Here is an 18,412-nt window from a genome sequence, read left to right on the forward strand (position 1 = left end):
CGGCCTGCGGTCAGCGATCGGTGAGGCGGTCGCGGATGACATCGCCGGCGAGGTTGGCGATCGTGGCGAGCACCAACAGCCCGATCGCGGGCATGATCGGCACCCACCAGGAATCGAGCAGGTACGGCAGCCCCCTCGCGGACATCGCGCCCAGCTCGGGAGCGGGGGCGGGAGCACCGAGACCGATGAAGGAGAGTCCGGACAGCATCAGGATCAAGGCGCCGACGTCGAGACTCGCCGCCACAATGGTCGGCGGCCATGCGCCCGGGAGCAGGTGGAGCCGGCCGAGTTCGAAGCTGCCCGCACCCGACATCCGTGCGGCGTCGATGTGCGGCTGCGATCGGAGTCTTGTCACCTCGCCCCGCACGACTCGCGCGTACAACGGCCACCAGACCAGTGCCACCGCCACCAGCGTATGACCATACGACGGCCCGATCGCGGCTACGACGGCGATCGCGAGCAAGGCCGCAGGCAGGGCGATGAAGATGTCGGTGATCCGCATCAGGATCCGGTCGACGATTCCGCCGAGGGTGCCCGCGACCGCCCCCACGGTCCCGCCGATGACGATTCCCGAGGCGATCACGCACAGGGCGCCCCACCAACTGGCGCGCATCCCGACCAACACGCGGCTCGCGATGTCGCGCCCGACCTCATCGGTACCGAGCCAGTGCGCCGCATCGGGCGGGGATACCGGCTTCCCGACGGGGAGATCGGGGTCGTAAGGCGCGAGCCAGGGTGCGCCGAGCATGACGACGATCAGCGTCGCGAGCACACCCAACGTGATCACCTCACTCGGTTTCACGCGTCGGCGCACCGCTACCGCCGCCGATTCGACGTCCGCGCCGCCGGTCAGCGGCGCCGACACCGGCACGGCATCGGCCGGCTCGGCGAGCCGCTGTTCCGGTGCGCTCCCGATATTCGGTACGGCCTCCACCAACGCCTTGCTGTAGGGGTGCGACGGTGCGTGGGTGACCTTCTCGGCGGCGCCGATCTCGACGATCTCGCCGCGAAACATCACGGCGATGCGGTCGGCGACGAAACGCGCCGCGGCCAGATCGTGGGTGACGAAGACGACCGTCAGCCCGAACTCGCGTCGCAGCGTCTGGATCAGGTTCAGCGTCGACGCCGCCAGCGGTGCGTCCAGCGCCGAAGTCGGCTCGTCACACAGCAATACGTCGGGAACGACGATCGTCGCCCGCGCGAACGCCACGCGCTGCCGCTGCCCTGTCGACAAACTGTCGGCACGCAGGTCGGCGACGGCCGCCGGGAGCCCCACGCGTTCGAGGGCGGCGATCACCCGGGCCCGGCGCTCGGCCCGGCCGAGTGTGCTCGGCAGCCGTTCACCGACCTGTCGCTCGACGGTCAGCCACGGTGTCAGCGACGCGCTGACGTCTTGGAAGATCATCTGCGTCGACGTACCGGATACCTCGACGACGCCGCGGTCCGGTTTCTCCAATCCCGCGATCAGCCTGAGCAGAGTCGATTTTCCCGACCCCGACTCGCCGACCACCGCGACGGCCTCGCCTGCTCCCACCTGCAAGTCGAGGTCGCGCAGCACCGTATGCACCTCGCGCCTGACCGACCCGGTGCGAAGGCGGAAGCTCTTGCCGACACCGCGGCACCGGACGGCCGGTCGCGAGCGCTCGGGCTGCTCCAACGGCGGGAAGGCGGCGGCAGGCCCACGCGCTCGGTTCCGGTCGACCTCTGCCGGAAGGACGCACGCGGCCTCGCCCGCGTGGAAGCCGGCCGGTGTCAGCGGGATCGGCGACTTCGCACAGTCCTCGGTGCTAAGCGAACATCGCGGAGCGAACGGGCAACCCGGCGCGGGGTCCCGGGGATCGGGTGGCATGCCTGTCAGCACAGGTATTCGGTGGTTCACCGGCAGGCTGAGATCGAGGCGCGAATCCAGAAGGCCGACGGTGTAGGGGTGCGCGGGGGTGGCGAGGACGTCGGCCATGGTGCCGACCTCGACCAGGCGCCCGCCGTACATGACCGCGACCCGGTCGGCGACCGCGGCGGCGACGCCTATCTCGTGGGTGATCAGCAATACCGAACAGCCGAGTTCGGCCCGCAGGTCGCGGAGCAGGGCCAGAATCTGCGCCTGCACCGTGACATCGAGCGCCGACGTCGGCTCGTCGGCGATGATCAGGTCCGGTCGCGTGGCGATCGCGATCGCGATCATGACTCGTTGCCGCATTCCCGCCGACAGTTCGTGCGGATACGAGCGCAGTCTGCGATCTGCCTGTGGGATACCGACCAGGTCGAGCAGCCGGACCGCCTCCGCGGTCGAGCCCGCGACCTCCCGCACCTGCTCGCCGATTCGCATCGTCGGGTTCAGCGAAGTCATCGGATTCTGGAACACCGCGCCCAGATGCGCGCGCCGGACTCTCCGCCGCTCGGCCGGCGAGGCGGCAATCAGGTCGACGCCACAAACCTCGGCCCGCCCGGTGACGACGGCAGGTGGGTCGCCCACCGGCAGTCCTAGCAGGCTCAGGCCCAAAACGCTCTTGCCGGAACCGGATTCGCCCACGAGCGCGATGATCTCGCCGGCCGCGATCTCGATGCTCACTCCCCGAACGGCGCGCACCGCCACGCCCCGGTGGCGGAACGTCACCTCGAGGTCGCTGACACATGCACGCGGAACGAGGCCGTCTTCGTCCCCGTCGGCTGCACCTTTGCGGAAGTGTTTCACCTCGCTGTCACCTTCCGGAGCAGGTTGACAGGAACCATGCCCGTGCCGAGCAGCGTATGGACGATCTCGCCGATGCCTGAACCGGTCACGATCACGTCCTCGATATCGCAGAGGTTGATGATCCAGGCCTGACCCATCACGATCTCGGCGCCCTCGACCCAGTGCCGTTCGGCCTCGGCTTTGCCGAGTGATCGCTTCCCGGCGTCCATGACGGCGTCCAGCGTGGTGTCCGAATAGTTGAACCAGTTGATCGGCGAGACGCCGGTGCGGAAGAAGATCCGCAGTGTGGTGTCGGCGTTGAGAGCGTCGCCGCCGGACCCGTGGACCAGCATGTGCGGCTGCTGCCCGACCGGTGTCGAATGCAGGGCGAATACCTGCGAGGTCGGCATGGCCCGCACCGTCGCGGCCAGTCCCAACGCGGCCAGCTGCGTCTGGAGGAGTTCGGCGACACGGGCATCGGTGGCGCCGCCGGCCTCGTCGTAGGCGACGTCGATCCGCTTGTCGCCGTCCGGCAGTTTCGCGATCAATGCCTTCAGTTCGGCGGTGTCGTGGTCCGGCGCGTCCGGTGCGGCGCCTTCCGGCAGCACTCCGGCCGGGTAGAACTGGGTGGATCGTGCGACGGTCGAGCCGTAGGCGGGCTCGATGAGCGCGGTAACGTCCACCGCCTTGCGCATCGCCCGGCGGAACGCGGTATCGGCGAACGGGCCCTTCTTCCAGTTCAGGAAGATCGACGATTTGAACGCCGTCGGGTGCTCCGTCACGGTCAACGCCGGGTTCGCCCGCATCGCCTCGATCGCGGCGATCGGCAGACCCTTGGTGATCATGTCCAGCTGGCCCTGCTCGAGCAACAGGCGTTGCGACATGATGTCCGGGATGATCTCGATCCGCAGGGTGGTGAATTCCGGTTTCGTCCCCCAGTAGCCGTCGTACGCGGTCAGCGTGTAGTGACTGCTCGGCACGAACTCGGTGATCCGATAGGGGCCGGTTCCCGCATCGTGGGTGCTCAACCAGTCCTGAGCCAGGTCACCGTTCACGCTGTTGGCCTGTATCGCGGTCGGGCTCACCGCTTTGAGCCCCCACGGGCAGGCGAGGTAGTCGAGGAACGGTTGGACCGGATGGGCGAGTTCGATCACGAGCGTGGAGTCGTCGGGCGCGGACATCGACTCGACGTCGGCGATCAGATAGGCGGGTGCTTGGCCGATCGCCGAACGTCGTTCATAGCTTTTGATGATCGTGGCGGCTGTCATCGGCGTGCCGTCGTGGAAGGTGACACCGGCACGGAGCTCGAACATGTAGGTGAGCCCGTCGTCGGTGACCGTCCACGACTCGGCCAGGCCGGGCACGATCTCGGACGAATCGGGGGCGTAGGCGACCAAGCCTTCGTAGACGTTGAGGGTCACCTGTAGACCCTCGCCCTCGTAGAAGATGTCGGGGTCGGGCACCTGCATGTCGGCCAGGAACCCGAACCGGATCGTGTCACCGACCGTCCCGGCGCCACGGGATCCGCCCGAACATGCCGACAGCAACGCCGATACTCCGAGGGCTTCCGCCACCGCGACGAGCGCGGTGGCCTTCAGGAACGTCCGTCGGTCCGCGGTAGTGCTCATATCGCAACGCACCTTTCAGAGCCGTCGCGGGCGAGGTGCCGGGCTCTACCGGCATCGCGAGCGACATCCGATTTCGTTCCGAGGTCCGCCACCCAACCCCTTGCGACGACCTCACGCATGTTCCGAATCTCAAGTGTCACACAGGAATCCGGCGACAGATCTCGAAATCGTGCGCGGCACAACCGAAGCCCGCGCTTCACAGCGAGCGGTGAGCCGGCCGACCAGCCGACTCGAGGGTGCACAGATGACCGAATTACGGCGGCGTTCGGCGCGTTTCCGGAAGGCGAAGCAGGCCTGGATGATCCGAGGCGATGCGCTCCGGAGTCGCGGTCCACAGGGCTTGACACGAGAGCTCCGTAATGTGCGGCATCTATTGACAGCACGCCCGTGGTGATGCGATGTTGAATACAGCACAGACCCGCGACAACCGAGACGCGGACGATCACGCTTTCAGTGATTCACAGATCCGGTCCGTGCTTCTACCGTGTACCTCTCCTCGACTATTTCCCGGGCGCCTGCCCGAGTTGTTGTGCTTGGATATCATCGTCCGTCAGGGGTGAAGACGTGAGCGACAAAGAAACCAGCGATGCGGTATCAGATTTCGGAACCCCGGAAACCGATCGAGCCTATTCCGGATACACACTCGTCGAGAGCCACGAGGACAATTTCGACGATGATTTCCGACCACAGGTCTGCGACCTGGCGGACCTGCGCGGCACCCCGGCAGCACGAGATCGTTTCATCGACCGGCTCGGTACCGCCATGGTGGACGTCGGTATCGCGATATTGACCGGCCACGGAATCGACGCCGACGAACTTCAGGCCATCGATCGCAACGCACTGAACATTTTCACAACGGTGCCCGAAGACCAGAAGATGAAGTTCGTTTCGACGGACTGCGCATACGGCGAACCCTACTATCTGGGGTACGTTCCGCTCCAGGAAAGTATGCCTGCGCTGCCGCATGCGGTGGAAGCGTGGGAATTCGACCGATCAGCGTTCCGAATCACCGGAGAAGACGCGGACGCGGCTCTCGGCTACTGGCCCGACGAGAAATACGAATCAGCATTCAGAAACTTCTGGCACGCGTGCGAGGAGCTGACCCAGCAGCTCGGCAGAGCCCTGCTGCAATACCTCGACGTCGATCCGTCGCTCTACGACCAGAACATCTCCCCCACGAACGACGTCCTGAGGTTGAATCACTACCCACCGATCAGCTCGCCCGTCGAGGACCTCGCCTCGCCCGCTCGCGTGCTGTCCCACGAGGACTACGGGCTGCTCAGTTTGATGACCGGAAGCCCGGTCGAAGGACTACAGGTATATCGCCCGCAGAACGAGGCGTGGAGCAGGGTGTACACGCCGGCCGACTCCCTTGTCGTGATCAGTGGGAAATGGCTCGGCTATATCAGCGACAATCGCTTTCGCGCCTGCACACATCGTGTCAGCGTGCCGCGCGATCCCGTCCAGCGTGCCGTGCCCCGGACGACTGTCCTCTATACACTTCATCCCTATGAGGCGGCGATCCTCGAAGTTCTACCGGGATTCCAACCGGAACGGCCGCCGATCAGTGGCAGAGAATTCATGACAAGGGTTGCCGACAGGCTGTCCGAACGATGCCGGAATATGACGGGCCCGAACACCTCTGGGCCTGCCGGGGTCCGCCCCTCGATCAACGGAGCGTGGTGACGATGCTGTTTCTCCCCCGCGCCGAGCTGGCTTCGCTGTTCGAGCAGGCTCGGTATCGCGCCTTTCAATTCGAGGTGGAAGACGACCACGTCGTGAGCGACGAACACGAACCGATGCGTCGATACCAGGCCGGCCTGGTACCGCTCGACCCGGACGACTACCCGGTGTTGTGGAAGGAATGGGAAGACCTGAGCGACGCGACCACCGCGCGAGGAGTCGCTATGCAACGCGTGCGGGTGGTCACCGAACCGCTGACCGATTACATCCGTTTTCTCCACGCGGTGACCGATCGCAACCAGGCACACGGTGAAGACATTCGCTGGCTCCCCCGGCACTGGTGCCCGCCGGAGGACTACACCACCGACGAGTGGTGTCTGATCGACGACGACACACTCGCCTGGACCTTGTTCGACGCGGAGGATTTCGTGGGTTACGGCCTGACGCACGACCCGGTCGAAGTGGCCCGCGCGATTGCCATACGTGACGCGTTGTGGGCAAAGGCCGTGCCCCACACCGACTACGTACCGGGGGCAGGCCTCCCCTGACGTGACCGGTCACCACCGTCCCCGCGAACCGCGCCGCCCTGCGGCGCGTACCCGCACCTCCAGGACGGCTTGCGGCCCGCCGCTACAACGAAGTCTCGTCCCAGAGCACGGGACAGATCTTGGGGTCGCTGTAGTCGACGTCCCCGTTCGGGAGTCTGCCGCACATCTGATCGTTGACATGCGACTGCAATTGTCCCGTTTCGTCGTAAATTCGTTGGTATCGGTTCGCGCCATCCTGCATGTGCACGATCAGTCCCACTCGCGCGAGGTTGCTCAGGTTCGAGCCACTGCCGTGAATCGTCATGCAGCTGTGGAAACTCACCTGCCCTTTGCGTAGCAACAGCGGCACGCGCCGAACCGGCATTCCGGTACTCATGAGCAAACTGTCCGCCTTCGCCGGGTCGGCGCCGAGAATGAACTCGTCGTTGTAGCGAATCGCGCGTATCTGCTCGGTATCCGACCATCTGTGGCTTCCGTCGATCATGACGACGGGTCCCATGGATTCGTCACTGTCCTGTAGTGCGATCCATGCGGTCAGCATCTTGGTGGAGGTGCAGGTGCGCCAATGAACACGGTCGGAATGCCATTCGATGGTGTGCTCGGTGCGCGGTGGTTTGTATATCAAGCTGCTCAACCAGAGCCTGATCTGATCGGTCCGCGCCAGTCGCGCCGCGATGGCCCCGATCAACGGCTGGAGCATGAAACTTCCGAGACGTTCGCTGGTCAGTGCGACATGATCGTTGAACCGGAGACGGTGCGGCGAGCCCTCGATCCAGTCGTCCATCTCGCCGAGCGTGACAGGTAACGTCCTGTCGCGCTCGCCCCTGTGATGGGCAGCCAACGCCGCCGACGCGGCGTCGACCACTTCGTCGGTGAACAATCGTGGAGTAACGAACCAGCCGTGCTGCTGATAGAACTCGACGTCGTCGTCGGATGGCAGCAACTGCTGTTCGGCCGGTGACAATTCGAACATGATTCCTCGTTCCTACTCGTCCCAGAGCACTGGACAGATCGCGGGGTCGCTGTAGTCGAAATCGCCGTTCGGCAGCCTGCGGCACATCCGGTCGTTCGCCGTGGTGAGCAGTTCTCCCGCTCGGTCGTAGACCGCTTGATAGCGATTCGGGCGATCCTGCATATCCACCGTCGCACCGACCCTGGCCCGCCCGCTCAGATTGGGGCCGCTGCCGTGCAGCGTCAGGCAGTGATGGAAACTGACTTCGCCCTTGCGCAACAACATGGGAACGGTGCGCAGCGGCATGCCGGTCCGCTCGAGGCGGTCCTGCAACAACGCGGGATCGGCGCCGAAAAATGTTCGGCCGTATCTGATGGCACGAATTTCCTCGGTATCCGGCCAGCGGTGGCTTCCGTCGATCATCACCACCGGACCCATGGACTCGTCGCAATCCTGTAGCGCGATCCACGCGGTCAACATATTGGTGGAGGTACAGGTACGCAGGTAGGCGCGTTCGGCGTGCCATCCGATAGTGGTATCGCCGCCGCCGGTTTGTGGTTGCTTGTACACGATGCTGCTCTGCCACAATCTGATCTGATTCGTTTGCGCCAACCGTGCGGCAACGGCCGCGACCATCGGCCGCAGCATGAAATCGCGGAGGCGGCGATTGGTCAGCGCGACATAGTCGTTGAAGCGGATCTGGTGCACCGCGCCCGGGGTCCAGTCGTAGAGTTCGTCGATCTCGCCAGGCAGCTCGTAATCACGCTCGCGTCGGTGATGTGCCTCCAAAGCGTCCAACGCGTCGTCGACCGCCTCCTCGGTGAACAATCGCGGTGTGATGAACCAGCCGTGCTCCCGATAGAACTCGACATCGTCATCCGACGGGAGCAATTCTTGTTCAGCACTGGTCAATTCGAACACCGAACACCTCTTTCACATCGGCAATACGACGCCCGGACGCTGCGCATCGCTGTCCGGACTCACTTCAGCCCCTGGCCGCCTGCCCGGCGGTCGACCACACGCAGGCGCAGTCCTCCTGGCACCAGGGACACCGACAGCGGGGGACGCATCCTTGTTCCGGGAACGGTCTCGACCCGCCAGCGACTCGCGATGATCACCAAGGCAAGCACCACCTCCGTCATCCCGAAGGTTTCCCCGATACATTTCCTCGCCCCACCGCCGAAAGGCAGGAGGGCTCCCGGCGGCGATGCCGTGCGTTCCGGCAGCCACCGGTCGGGATCGAAACGGCCGGGATCGTCGTAGAGGTCTGCCCGCCGGTGGATGAGGTAGGGGCTCACCGCAACGGTGCTGCCGACCGGCAGCTCGTAGGGACCGAGTTCCACGTCTGCGGTGACCTTCCGGGTGAAGAACCACGCAGGGGGATAGAGGCGAAGGGTTTCGGTGACGATCCTGCTCGCGACCGAAAGGCGCTCCAGATCATCGTATTCGGGCCGTCGGCCGGCGAGCACCGTATCGACCTCGGCATGCAACCGCGCCTCGATGTCGGGGTGTTCGGCGAGCACGTACAGCACCCACGCCAACGCGGAGGAAGTGGTTTCCGTTCCCGCGACGAAGAACGTCACGACGGCATCGCTGACGTCGTCGTCGATCGTGCCGGGGGCCTCGCTCTCACGATCGTGGACGGTCAGCAAGGCCGAGAGCAGGTCCCCGTTGTCGATGCCGCTCGCACGCCGTTCGGCGATGATGCCGTTCATCGTCGTGCGCAACCGCCGGTTGGCGTGGTTGTACCGCCTGGTGCTGGGAATCGGGAGCCTGCTGATCACGTCGGGCAGCAGTGTGCGTTGGAAAGTGCCGTCGAAGGTGGCGGTGAGATCGCCGATCACCTCGTGCAGCACGCCCGCCGGGAGGGTGCTGGAGAACATGGCGGCGCCGAAGACCCTGGAGGTGATCGTGAACATTTCCGGACAGACGTCGAGGACTCGGCCCGAGTGCCAACCGTCGACGACGGAGGCGATCTGGGTTGTCATCGTGTGCGCGTAGTCCGCGAGACGTCTGGGGTGAAAGGCAGGCTGGGCCAGGCGGCGCTTGTGCCGATGCTTGCTGTGTGTGCAGGTGGCGACGCTTTCGCCCAGCCACTCCCGCTCGCGGTCCAGGAACAGACCGCCTTTGTCGAAGGTCCGGTCGTCGATCAGGACCTTGCGGGTGAGTCCGGGATCGCACACCACCACAGCAGTTTTCGGGCCGAGGCGGATCTTCACCAAATCGCCGTGTTCGGGCAGTTGCGACAGAAAGGTGAAGGGCTGCTTCACGAAAGGCAGGAGATGGCCGACCACCGGCCGGGCGCCGGGCGCAGTCGGTATCTCGCGGGAAGGCTCAGTCATGAGTCGCTACGTTCCCTTCATAGATCCCGGGCTCAGCGCTGCCTGCGGCCCCGACCTGGCGAAGCCATCCGAACCAGTCCTCGAGGCCCCACGACCGGACGACCAGTCCGTCGGTGATCTGGTGGAATTCGTGGATCCGGATCCGGACGGCTCTTCCGGTACCGGGAACACCGAGCCACTCCCCCTCGTGGACGCCGCGCATCTCCCCGCGGACCGCGACCATCCCGTTGCCGTCCGCCCCGCGTCCGTCGACGATCGCGTGCACGACGATCCTGAAGCCGGCGAAAGCGTGATCGACTGCGGCGACAAGGCTTTCGATCCCGGCACGACCTGACGCGGGCCCGGGCGACTCGTCGACCCAGTCGGGAGCCATCACGTCGTCGAGCAGACCGATGTCGCCGCTCAAACCGCGGTAGAACGTGGTGATCAGGTCGTCGACCGATCGCGTCATCGCCGAACTCCTTCTATCGCTTTTCGTATGCCGCGGCCAAGAGCTTGTTGACGTATTCGAGGGCGAGCCTCGGCGTCCGGAGAAGCTCGACGGTCTCGTTCGGTAGCAGCATCGGTATGCGGACATGCCATTCCCGCTGAATTCGTTCGGCCAGTTCGATCGTGCCGAGCGAGTCCAGCCCGAGTTCCTCGAAGGGCTCGTCGAGTGTTTTCTCGGTGAGCTCGAGGTCGGCTCCTTCACACGCCCGATACAGTCGGCTCAAGTCGTCGAGGGCGAACTCTCTCATCAGTACTCCTTGTTCGGAAAGGCAGCGACTCGAGGTCAGGCTGTGGTTTCGTGGCAGGTGCACGCGATGACCCGATCGAGGCGCGCGAGGTGCAGAATGTGGCGTGCCGCTACCCGGATCGCGCAGGACGCGACGTGCTTGTAGGTGCCGAAGAAACCGCTGAGCAGAATGCTCGGCGAGCGGTTGTACACCTCGTGCCACCAATGATCGGGCACGTACAGTGCGTCACCGGCTCGAAGCTCGACTTCGAACGGACGCTGACCGGAATTCGTCGCAGCAGCTGCTATCTCGGCCAACGGCCGAGCCGAAAGGCGCGCAAACGGATCGTATTTCGCCGACAGCGCATCGGCGTCTTCGACGAAACCGGGCGGTGCTATGCGGAAGCGCTTGGTTCCGCGGATCGCGACGGCGATGTTTCCGAGCAGGTCGTAGTGCGCACCGGTGCGCGCGCCCGCCGGACCTACCCAGACTCCGGGCGGCGGAGCGACCACATGCTGCGGGAACAGCCTCTTTCGAGGAAGTATGTCGGCCTGAAGCTGCGGAAACCTGCGCAAGAGATCGAATTCTTTGAGGTAGAGGGGTTCTTCGCCGGGATCGTCGTGCGCGAGGAACTTCATGTACGCGCCCAGTGTCGACTCGGTGAAATGTGTTGCGGCGCTTTCGCGATCGCCCCGAACCAGCTCGATGGGCAACTCGGGCCGCAGCTTTGCGAGGAAGTCGAAATCCCACCGGTGCACGGCAGGCCAATCGGCGGCCAGCCCCGGAAGGAACGCTGGTTCTTTTCTGGCGATGTACTCGCTCAACGGCACAGTCGCCGGTCGTAGCTGCAGCATTTCTTCTCCCCTCGGCTCGCGCACGGCACCCAGCCCGATCAGAGACTTCTGTGGATCACGGCGCCGTAGTCCAGGGACTGCGGGTGAGGAAAGTAGTTGGGTTTGACCGCGACTATCGTCGTGAAGCCGTTCAAGTAGTAGTAGCGAAGCTGCCGGTCGAGGGGCGTCCCGTCGTCGTTGGTCGCCCGCACATAGGAGACCGGTGAACCCTCCGGGTTGGCCTTGATCCATTCACGTAATCCGGGGACGGTCGACCCGCCGTACAGGTTCCGATAACCCAATTCGGCCAGCTGCGGCAAGAACGAGCGAAAGAGAGCTCCGGCCGCCGCGGAACTCGTGCTGGTCAGGCTCACGCCGAACACGCAATCGGTACTGCCCGCCGGGGGAAGTGGGGCGTAGGCACACGCCCGCCAACTCTGCGCCGCGTGCACCGTTTCCTCGGTGATCGGTCGGGCGAACATGGACGCGAGGAGCCGGTCACCGTCCGGCGCGAACGCTCCCGCGGCGAGGTCGGGTAGTCGATCGATTCTGTCGAACAGTTCCTCGGCTGTCGCCGCCTGTTCGTGGTCCCACTTGGTCTGCTCCATGTCCACGAGCTGGTCCAGGTCGGACAACCGCAGGTTGCGTACCTCGATATCTGTCGCACCGACGGTTCGAACGGCAGCACGCGGAAGGTTTTCCCCTGTTGGCATGTGTTTTCCCTTCGAAAGCATTTCTCCGCCTACGGGAGGTCGGGGGGTAGGGAGCCGCTGTCTCGCTCGAGAACCTCGTTGATGTAGACGGCGAGGCGAGTCGGGGTCGGATGGTCCAGGATCCCCGCGACCGTGAGCCGGACGCCGGTGGCGCCGCTGAGGCGAGTGCGCAACTCCACATTGGACAGCGAGTCGAACCCGGCGTCTCGGAAGGTCCGATCCGCGGCGAGGGCGTCGGGGTCCTGGTGTCCGAGCACGACAGCGGCGTGGGTACGAATCAGGGTCGTCAGCGCTTTGACCCGTTCGCCGGGCGGCAGGCCCAGCAGTTTAGGCCGCGGGAGATCCGCTGTGGCGGAGCCGGATTCGTCCTCGACAGGTGACGAGGTGTGGTGCCGAGACAGATCGGCCAGGACCGCGACGGGCGACGCAGCGGGGTCGATGGGCGAGAGGGCTGTCGCGGCGAGGAGCGGCTCATCATGTTCCAGGGCCAGGTCGAAGACGTCGAGCGCGCCTGCCGTGTCGAGCGGGGCAAGACCCTGCCGGGCGAGACGCGCCAGGTCGGTGCCGTCCAGATGGGCGGTGAGACCGCTGGACTGCCGCCACAGTCCCCACGCGATGGAGGTGGCGGGCAGACCGATGCTGTGCCGGTGGTATGCCAGCGCATCGAGGAAGGCGTTGGCTGCCGCGTAGTTCGATTGGCCGGCCGTGCCGACCACGTCGGCGATGGACGAGTACAGCACGAACGCGCGCAGATTCATGTCGGCGGTGAGCTCGTGGAGATGCCGAGCCGCGATCACTTTGGGTGCCAGCACCCGCTCGAGCCGGTCGGGGGTCAGGTCGGTGAACAGGCAATCGTCCAAGACCCCGGCGGCGTGCACGACAGCGCCGAGCGGGTGGCGGGGCGAGATGTCCCGGATCACCGAGGACAGGGCGGCGCGGTCTGTGACATCGCAGGCGGAGATGGTGACCTGCGCACCCATTTCACCGAGTTCAGCTGCCAGTTTCCGGGCCTCGGACGACTCACGGCGGCTGACGAGCAGAAGCCGGCGGCAACCGTGCGCGATGACGAGATGACGCGCGAGCAATCGACCGAGGCTGCCCGTACCGCCGGTGATCAGCACCGTCTCGTCGGGTACGAGCGCAGTGGGCTGAGTCAGGACGAGTTTGCCCGTACTGTGCCCCTGGCTGAGGTGCCGCAGCACTTCCCGCGCGTGACCGATGTTCCAGGTCCGGACGGGCAGCGGGCTCAGCGCGCCGTCGGCGAACAGCTTCTTGAGCCGGCCGAGAACGGCGTGCACCCGAGACATCGGAAGTACCGCGATATTGACGGTGTCGTAGGTGATTTCGGGCTGCCCGGCGGTGACAGTGGCCGGGTCCCGGAGATCGGTCCTGCCCATCTCGAGGTAGATCCCGCCGGGCCGCAGCAGCCGAAGCGAGGCATCCACCGCTTCACCCGCGAGGCTGCCGAGGACGACATCGACACCGGTGGCGCCGGTGACCTCGGTGAAGTGCTGTTCGAATTCGAGAGTGCGTGAGTCGGCGATCCGTTCGCGCGCGACCCCCATCGCCTCGACGACACCCTGCTTGGAAAGGCTTGCGGTCGCGTAGATTTCGGCGCCGAGCATGGTGGCGATCCGGACGGCGGCCATGCCGACTCCGCCCGCAGCCGAGTGGATCAGGACCCGCATGCCCGGTTTCACCTCGGCGAGCTCGACGAGCGCGTGGTAGGCCGTGAGGAAAACGATGGGCGCGCCGGCGGCCTGAGCGTGACTCCAGTGCGCGGGCACGGTGAGGACGGCACGCCGATCGACGACGGCGAAGGGTCCGTAAGCCCCCGGCCTCGAGCCGGTATGCAGCACGACCGCGGCGACCCGCGCGCCGAGTTCTACGTCGCCGACCTGCTCGCCGACCTCCACGACGTCACCGGCCACTTCGAAGCCGAGCGCGGTTTCGTCGAGCATGCCGAGCGCTACCAACGGATCACGGAAGTTCACGCCGGTGGCCAGCACGCGGATGCGCACCTGGTCCGGTTCGAGCGGCACCGTGAGGTCGGGTGCCGGAGCGACCGCGACGCTGTCCAAGGTCTTGTCCCGACCTTGTACCAGCCGCCAGGATTGCTCGACGACCGGTGGCCGGAGAAGACCTTCGGCCGCGGGAGCCAGGCGTGGGACCAATGCCCGCGCACCGCGCAGAGCCACCTGCTGATGGCCGGTGCCGATCACACCGGCCATCAGCCGATGATCGACCGGGTCGCCATCGAGATCGATCAGGCGCACCCGACCCGGATGCTCGGTCGCGACGGAACGCATCATGCCGACGCATGCCGCTGCGATCGCGTCCAGCGCGCATTCGGTGATGCTCGTGCTGTTGGCGCGGTGAGTGACGCAGACGATCAGCGTCTCGACGAGCAGTTCGTCGCGCAGGAGCGTTTGTGCGTCGACCATCGATCGCGAAAGATGTTGCCGCAGTGCGTTTTCCTCGGGCAGCTCGCCACTGGGTGTCGAGGAACGAAGATCGAGCAGGACGACCTCCGGAACATCTCGACCGTCTCGTAGCGCAAGGGTCAACGAGCGGGCGTCGGGGTGAACGTCGGCTCCTGGAAGGTCGCGCTGCGCGCCGACGACCGCCCACCGTGCGCAGTCCCCCGCACCCCCGGTGCTCACCTCGACCGGCCGCCAGAGGAGTCGGAACGCATGGCCGGCGCCGGTGGCGAGCATGCCGCGCAGTGCGCGTTTCGTCACCGGACGCAGGAGCAGATCCCGGAAGTCGGCGACCTGGTTTCCGTGCGGGTCGGTGACCCGCACGTGGTAGCGGTCCTGTCCGGCCGGGCTGATCGTGGCGCGCAGAGTGTCCGTCCGGCACGGCAGTATCCGGGCGGATCCGATGGAGTACGGCAGTATCGTGCTCTGCTCGGCTCCGGTCAGCAGCAGGGCGTGCAGGATCGAGTCGACGAGAGCGGGATGAACAGCGAAGCCGTCGGTACGCGGCGGCCGGCGACGCCCCAGCTGGACTTCGACGTACAGCGTTGCGTCCTTGCGCCAGACGGCGGTGAGGTTCTGAAAGGCGGCACCGTAGTCGTAGCCTCTGTCGTGCAGTACGCGATAGCTTCCGTCCAAGGGCAGGCGATGACTGTCTTCGGGCGGCCAAACCTGTTCCTGGGGAACGTCTTCGGTCGCAGCCGCGATGGTGCCCGTGGTTGTCGCCTCGCCGTGGCAGCGCCACGGGCCCTTGTCCCCGCGATCACGCGAGTGCAGGGTCAACCGTCGGCGTCCGTCCTGCCCTACCGGTCCGCACATCACCTGGATGTCGACCGTGGTATCCGTCAGCGGCAGCGGCGAACTCAGGACCAGATCCTGCACCCCGCTCCGGCCCGCGCGGGCAGCGCACCAGGTGAGAATCTCGACCGTCACCGTGGCGGGGACGATGACCCGGTCGAATACCTTGTGGTCCGCCAGCCACGAGTGTTCTTTCGGGTCGAGGTGACCCACACACACCATGCCGCCGTCGGAAAGATCGGTGGTGGCGGTGATGAGCGGGTGGTCCGCGATGTCGAACGATCCCTCTCGCGGATTCCGTGACGTGCCGGTCGCAGGTAACCAATAGGGCCGACGTTGCAGCGCGTAGGTGGGCAAGTCGACCTCGCGGGCACCGGGATACAGTGCCTCCCAGTTCACCTCGGCGCCCTGGGCGTGCGCGTCGGCCACGGCGGCGAGGAAGTCCTCGCCTCCGCCTCGCCCGCGTTGCAGCGTGCCGGTGACCCCGGCGTCGATATCGACCAGCGATGCGACCTCGGCGATGGCGCCGACCAGTACGGGATGCGGCGACACCTCGACGAACTGCCGATATCCCGCGGTCAGCGCACTGCGTATCGCCTCGTCGAAATGCACAGTGCGGCGGAGGTTCTCGAACCAGTACAGTGCATCGAGGCAGGCCGAATCGATGATCTCGCCGGTGGTCGAGGAGATGATGGGCAGCCGGGCCGCACGCGCGGTGATCGCGCCGAGATCGGCGAGGATACGGTCGCGCAGCGCCTCCATGTGCCGACTGTGGGAAGCGTAGTCCACGGGCAGCAGCCGGCCTTCGACACCGCGTTGCTCGCAGTGCCGCAGAAATTCCGTCATCGCGTCGGCGTCCCCGGCGACCACCGTCGCCGACGGCCCATTGACCACTGCCACCTCGAGCTGGTCGCTCCACCTCTCGAGTGCTTCCCGCGTGCGCTCGACGGGCATAGCCACCGATGCCATGGCTCCGCGCCGGTCGACCGCCCGCAACGCGGCGCTGCGCAGCGCCACCACGCGGGCGGCCTCGTCGAGCGTGAGAGCCCCGGCGATATGAGCCGCCGCGATCTCACCTTGACTGTGCCCGATGACGGCGGCGGGCTCGACCCCGAGGCTCTGCCACAATTCGGCCAGCGACACATACATCGCGAACAGCAGCGGCTGGATCACCTCGGCCCGCTCGAGCGGTGCACTCCGTTCCCCACGCAGCACCGCCACGACGTCGAAGTTCACGTAGGGGCTCAACGCTGCGGCGCAGCGCGTCATCGATCGGGCGAAAACAGGTGAGTCGGTGAGCAACCGCTCCCCCATGCCGACCCATTGCGACCCCTGGCCGGGGAAGACGAAAACGGGGCCGGGGCCATGCCGCACCTTTCCGACGGCAACGCTCGCAGAGGACGTAATCGCCCCTGCTGCAAAGGCTTCCAGCCTCGCTACGAGTTCCTCTTTCTGTCCTCCGGTGACGACAGCTCGATGTGTCAGAGGGCTGCGCGTGGTTCCGAGCGACCAGCTGAGATCCACGGCGGACAGGTCCGCGTTGCCGCGCACATGGGTGGCCAGCGCCGCGGCCTGTGCGACGAGAGCCGACGGCGACGCCGCGTACAGCGGCCACATCGGCAGTCGCGTGCGCAGCGGCGAAGGCTCACGCGTGCCTATCCGCCGATGCCCGGCAGCTGCGGGCTGCGGAGCTTCTTCGAGGATGACGTGGGCGTTGGTGCCGGTGATCCCGTACGACAGGACACCGGCCCGCCGAGGTTCTGCCGTACGCGGCCAGGGGCGCGACTCCCGCAGCAACCGCATGCCGCCCGTCGTCCAGTCCACACCGGCGATGGGCCTGTCCACATGCAGGGTGGCGGGCAAACGCTCGTGCTGTAGCGCCAGCACCATTTTCATCAGACCGGCGAGACCGGCAGTGGCGAGTGTGTGGCCGATGTTCGATTTGACCGAACCCACCCACAGGGGGTCGTCCGCGGAATGGTGCCGCGCATAACTGGTCTGCAGAGTCGCGGCCTCGGTCGCGTCGCCGAGCGGCGTTCCGGGACCGTGCGCTTCGATTGCACCGATGTCCTGCGGACGCAACCCGGCATCGTCGAGGGCGGCCGCGATCACGGCCTGCTGTGCACGCCCGTTGGGCGCCTGCAGCGTGGCGCTCGCTCCGTCCTCGTTGACAGCGCTGCCACGGATCACCGCGAGAACCGGCTTGCCGAGGAACTGGGCTCGCTCCAACGGCATCAAGATCAACGACGCGACGCCCTCCGCCGGCGCGAAACCGTTGCCGTCGGCGGAGAATCCACGGGAGTAGCCGTCCACCGACAGGACGCGATGCCGGGAGTATCGTGCCAGCATCGACGGATCGGAGATCGCCGTAGCGCCGCCCACGATCGTGACATCGCACTCACCGGAGCGCAGCGCCCGCACCGCCAGGTGCACGGCCACCAGCGCGGACGAACAGGCCGTATCCACGGTGATGGCCGGGCCGTTGAGGCCGAGCGCGTAGGCGATCCGGCCCGAGGTCGCGCTCAGCATCGTGCCCATCAGCAGATGCCGTTCCAGACCGGGAATTCTCGAGCCCGCCAGACCGTAATAGCTGTCGGTCGCGCCGACATACACGCCGGAGCGGACGGTGCGCAACGACTGCGGGCTCGAGCGTGCACGTTCCAGGGCCAGCCACGAACTCTCCAGCAGCATCCGTTGTTGCGGATCCATCGTGGTGGCTTCACGCGGGCCTATCCCGAACAGGCTCGCGTCGAAGTCACCGATGTCGCGGAGGAAGCCACCCCGCTGGATATACGTGGTCCCTTCGACAGCCGGGTCCTCGTTGTACACCCGATCGAGGTCCCATCCGCGTTCGGTGGGCAGGCCGTGGGACACATGCCGTCCCTCGTCCAGCAGCTTCCAGAACTCGTCCGGACCATCGGCACCCGGGAATCGGCAGTCCATGCCTACGATCGCGATCAATCCACCCGGCCCGGTGTCGCTGTGGTCAATCATGGCACCATTCATTCCTCGTGTTCGGGCACAGTGGCAGACCGGATATCGGCAGGAAGC

Annotated in this window: 12 protein-coding genes; 2 read left to right on the forward strand and 10 right to left on the reverse strand. The window is 66.0% G+C overall.

The window, feature by feature from the left end; all coding sequences use genetic code 11:
- Positions 1 to 10: 10 nt before the first annotated feature.
- Together ACSVDM_RS18330 and ACSVDM_RS18335 are read right to left on the reverse strand one after the other, a co-directional pair.
- A complete protein-coding gene (locus tag ACSVDM_RS18330) occupies positions 11 to 2,692 on the reverse strand; it encodes an oligopeptide/dipeptide ABC transporter ATP-binding protein (RefSeq protein ID WP_439266473.1) in 2,682 nt (893 codons plus the stop codon).
- Entirely contained in the window at positions 2,689 to 4,299 is a 1,611-nt protein-coding gene (locus tag ACSVDM_RS18335) for an ABC transporter substrate-binding protein (RefSeq protein WP_439266475.1), read from the reverse strand. The genes ACSVDM_RS18330 and ACSVDM_RS18335 overlap by 4 nt, the downstream gene beginning before the upstream one ends.
- Positions 4,300 to 4,863: 564 nt before the next feature.
- Here ACSVDM_RS18335 and ACSVDM_RS18340 point away from each other — a divergent pair.
- Both ACSVDM_RS18340 and ACSVDM_RS18345 read left to right on the forward strand, forming a co-directional pair.
- Complete coding sequence (locus ACSVDM_RS18340; RefSeq protein WP_439266477.1) at positions 4,864 to 5,985, forward strand: 2OG-Fe(II) oxygenase family protein; 1,122 nt, start codon at positions 4,864 to 4,866, stop codon at positions 5,983 to 5,985.
- A gap of 2 nt (positions 5,986 to 5,987) precedes the next feature.
- Entirely contained in the window at positions 5,988 to 6,530 is a 543-nt protein-coding gene (locus ACSVDM_RS18345; protein WP_439266479.1) for a DUF6879 family protein, read from the forward strand.
- Between the two features lie 82 nt (positions 6,531 to 6,612).
- On the opposite strand, the gene ACSVDM_RS18350 is transcribed toward ACSVDM_RS18345, so the two are convergent.
- The 8 genes from ACSVDM_RS18350 to ACSVDM_RS18385 are packed head-to-tail and all read right to left on the reverse strand — an operon-like array spanning position 6,613 to position 18,355.
- Positions 6,613 to 7,503, reverse strand: coding sequence for a phytanoyl-CoA dioxygenase family protein (locus ACSVDM_RS18350; protein ID WP_439266481.1), 891 nt, complete (start codon positions 7,501 to 7,503; stop codon positions 6,613 to 6,615).
- A 12-nt stretch (positions 7,504 to 7,515) separates the two neighbouring features.
- On the reverse strand, positions 7,516 to 8,403 hold the full coding sequence (locus tag ACSVDM_RS18355) for a phytanoyl-CoA dioxygenase family protein (protein WP_439266483.1): 888 nt from the start codon (positions 8,401 to 8,403) through the stop codon (positions 7,516 to 7,518).
- A 59-nt stretch (positions 8,404 to 8,462) separates the two neighbouring features.
- The gene (locus tag ACSVDM_RS18360; RefSeq protein ID WP_439266485.1) at positions 8,463 to 9,824 is read right to left on the reverse strand and encodes a cytochrome P450; all 1,362 of its coding nucleotides are present in this window, start codon (positions 9,822 to 9,824) and stop codon (positions 8,463 to 8,465) included.
- Positions 9,817 to 10,275, reverse strand: a complete 459-nt coding sequence (locus tag ACSVDM_RS18365) for an ester cyclase (protein ID WP_439266487.1) — start codon at positions 10,273 to 10,275, stop codon at positions 9,817 to 9,819. The genes ACSVDM_RS18360 and ACSVDM_RS18365 overlap by 8 nt, the downstream gene beginning before the upstream one ends.
- Before the next feature lie 13 nt (positions 10,276 to 10,288).
- Positions 10,289 to 10,561 (reverse strand): acyl carrier protein, encoded by a 273-nt coding sequence (locus tag ACSVDM_RS18370; RefSeq protein ID WP_439266489.1) that lies wholly within the window; start codon positions 10,559 to 10,561, stop codon positions 10,289 to 10,291.
- 35 nt (positions 10,562 to 10,596) lie between these two features.
- The gene (locus ACSVDM_RS18375; protein ID WP_439266491.1) at positions 10,597 to 11,394 is read right to left on the reverse strand and encodes a cupin-like domain-containing protein; all 798 of its coding nucleotides are present in this window, start codon (positions 11,392 to 11,394) and stop codon (positions 10,597 to 10,599) included.
- 38 nt (positions 11,395 to 11,432) lie between these two features.
- The gene (locus tag ACSVDM_RS18380) at positions 11,433 to 12,086 is read right to left on the reverse strand and encodes a hypothetical protein (protein ID WP_439266493.1); all 654 of its coding nucleotides are present in this window, start codon (positions 12,084 to 12,086) and stop codon (positions 11,433 to 11,435) included.
- Between the two features lie 29 nt (positions 12,087 to 12,115).
- Positions 12,116 to 18,355, reverse strand: coding sequence for a type I polyketide synthase (locus ACSVDM_RS18385; RefSeq protein ID WP_439266495.1), 6,240 nt, complete (start codon positions 18,353 to 18,355; stop codon positions 12,116 to 12,118).
- Positions 18,356 to 18,412: the final 57 nt, after the last annotated feature.

The organism is Nocardia sp. JW2 (assembly GCF_051843015.1).
In the GTDB taxonomy this organism is placed as follows: domain Bacteria; phylum Actinomycetota; class Actinomycetes; order Mycobacteriales; family Mycobacteriaceae; genus Nocardia; species Nocardia coubleae.

What these genes read in the sequence shown, in the direction of transcription:
- ACSVDM_RS18335 (WP_439266475.1), bottom strand. Translation starts at nt 4,299, where the DNA reads ATGAGCACTACCGCGGACCGACGGACGTTCCTGAAGGCCACCGCGCTC.
- ACSVDM_RS18345 (WP_439266479.1), top strand. Translation starts at nt 5,988, where the DNA reads ATGCTGTTTCTCCCCCGCGCCGAGCTGGCTTCGCTGTTCGAGCAGGCT.
- ACSVDM_RS18350 (WP_439266481.1), bottom strand. Translation starts at nt 7,503, where the DNA reads ATGTTCGAATTGTCACCGGCCGAACAGCAGTTGCTGCCATCCGACGAC.
- ACSVDM_RS18360 (WP_439266485.1), bottom strand. Translation starts at nt 9,824, where the DNA reads ATGACTGAGCCTTCCCGCGAGATACCGACTGCGCCCGGCGCCCGGCCG.
- ACSVDM_RS18365 (WP_439266487.1), bottom strand. Translation starts at nt 10,275, where the DNA reads ATGACGCGATCGGTCGACGACCTGATCACCACGTTCTACCGCGGTTTG.
- ACSVDM_RS18370 (WP_439266489.1), bottom strand. Translation starts at nt 10,561, where the DNA reads ATGAGAGAGTTCGCCCTCGACGACTTGAGCCGACTGTATCGGGCGTGT.
- ACSVDM_RS18375 (WP_439266491.1), bottom strand. Translation starts at nt 11,394, where the DNA reads ATGCTGCAGCTACGACCGGCGACTGTGCCGTTGAGCGAGTACATCGCC.
- ACSVDM_RS18380 (WP_439266493.1), bottom strand. Translation starts at nt 12,086, where the DNA reads ATGCCAACAGGGGAAAACCTTCCGCGTGCTGCCGTTCGAACCGTCGGT.
- ACSVDM_RS18385 (WP_439266495.1), bottom strand. Translation starts at nt 18,355, where the DNA reads ATGATTGACCACAGCGACACCGGGCCGGGTGGATTGATCGCGATCGTA.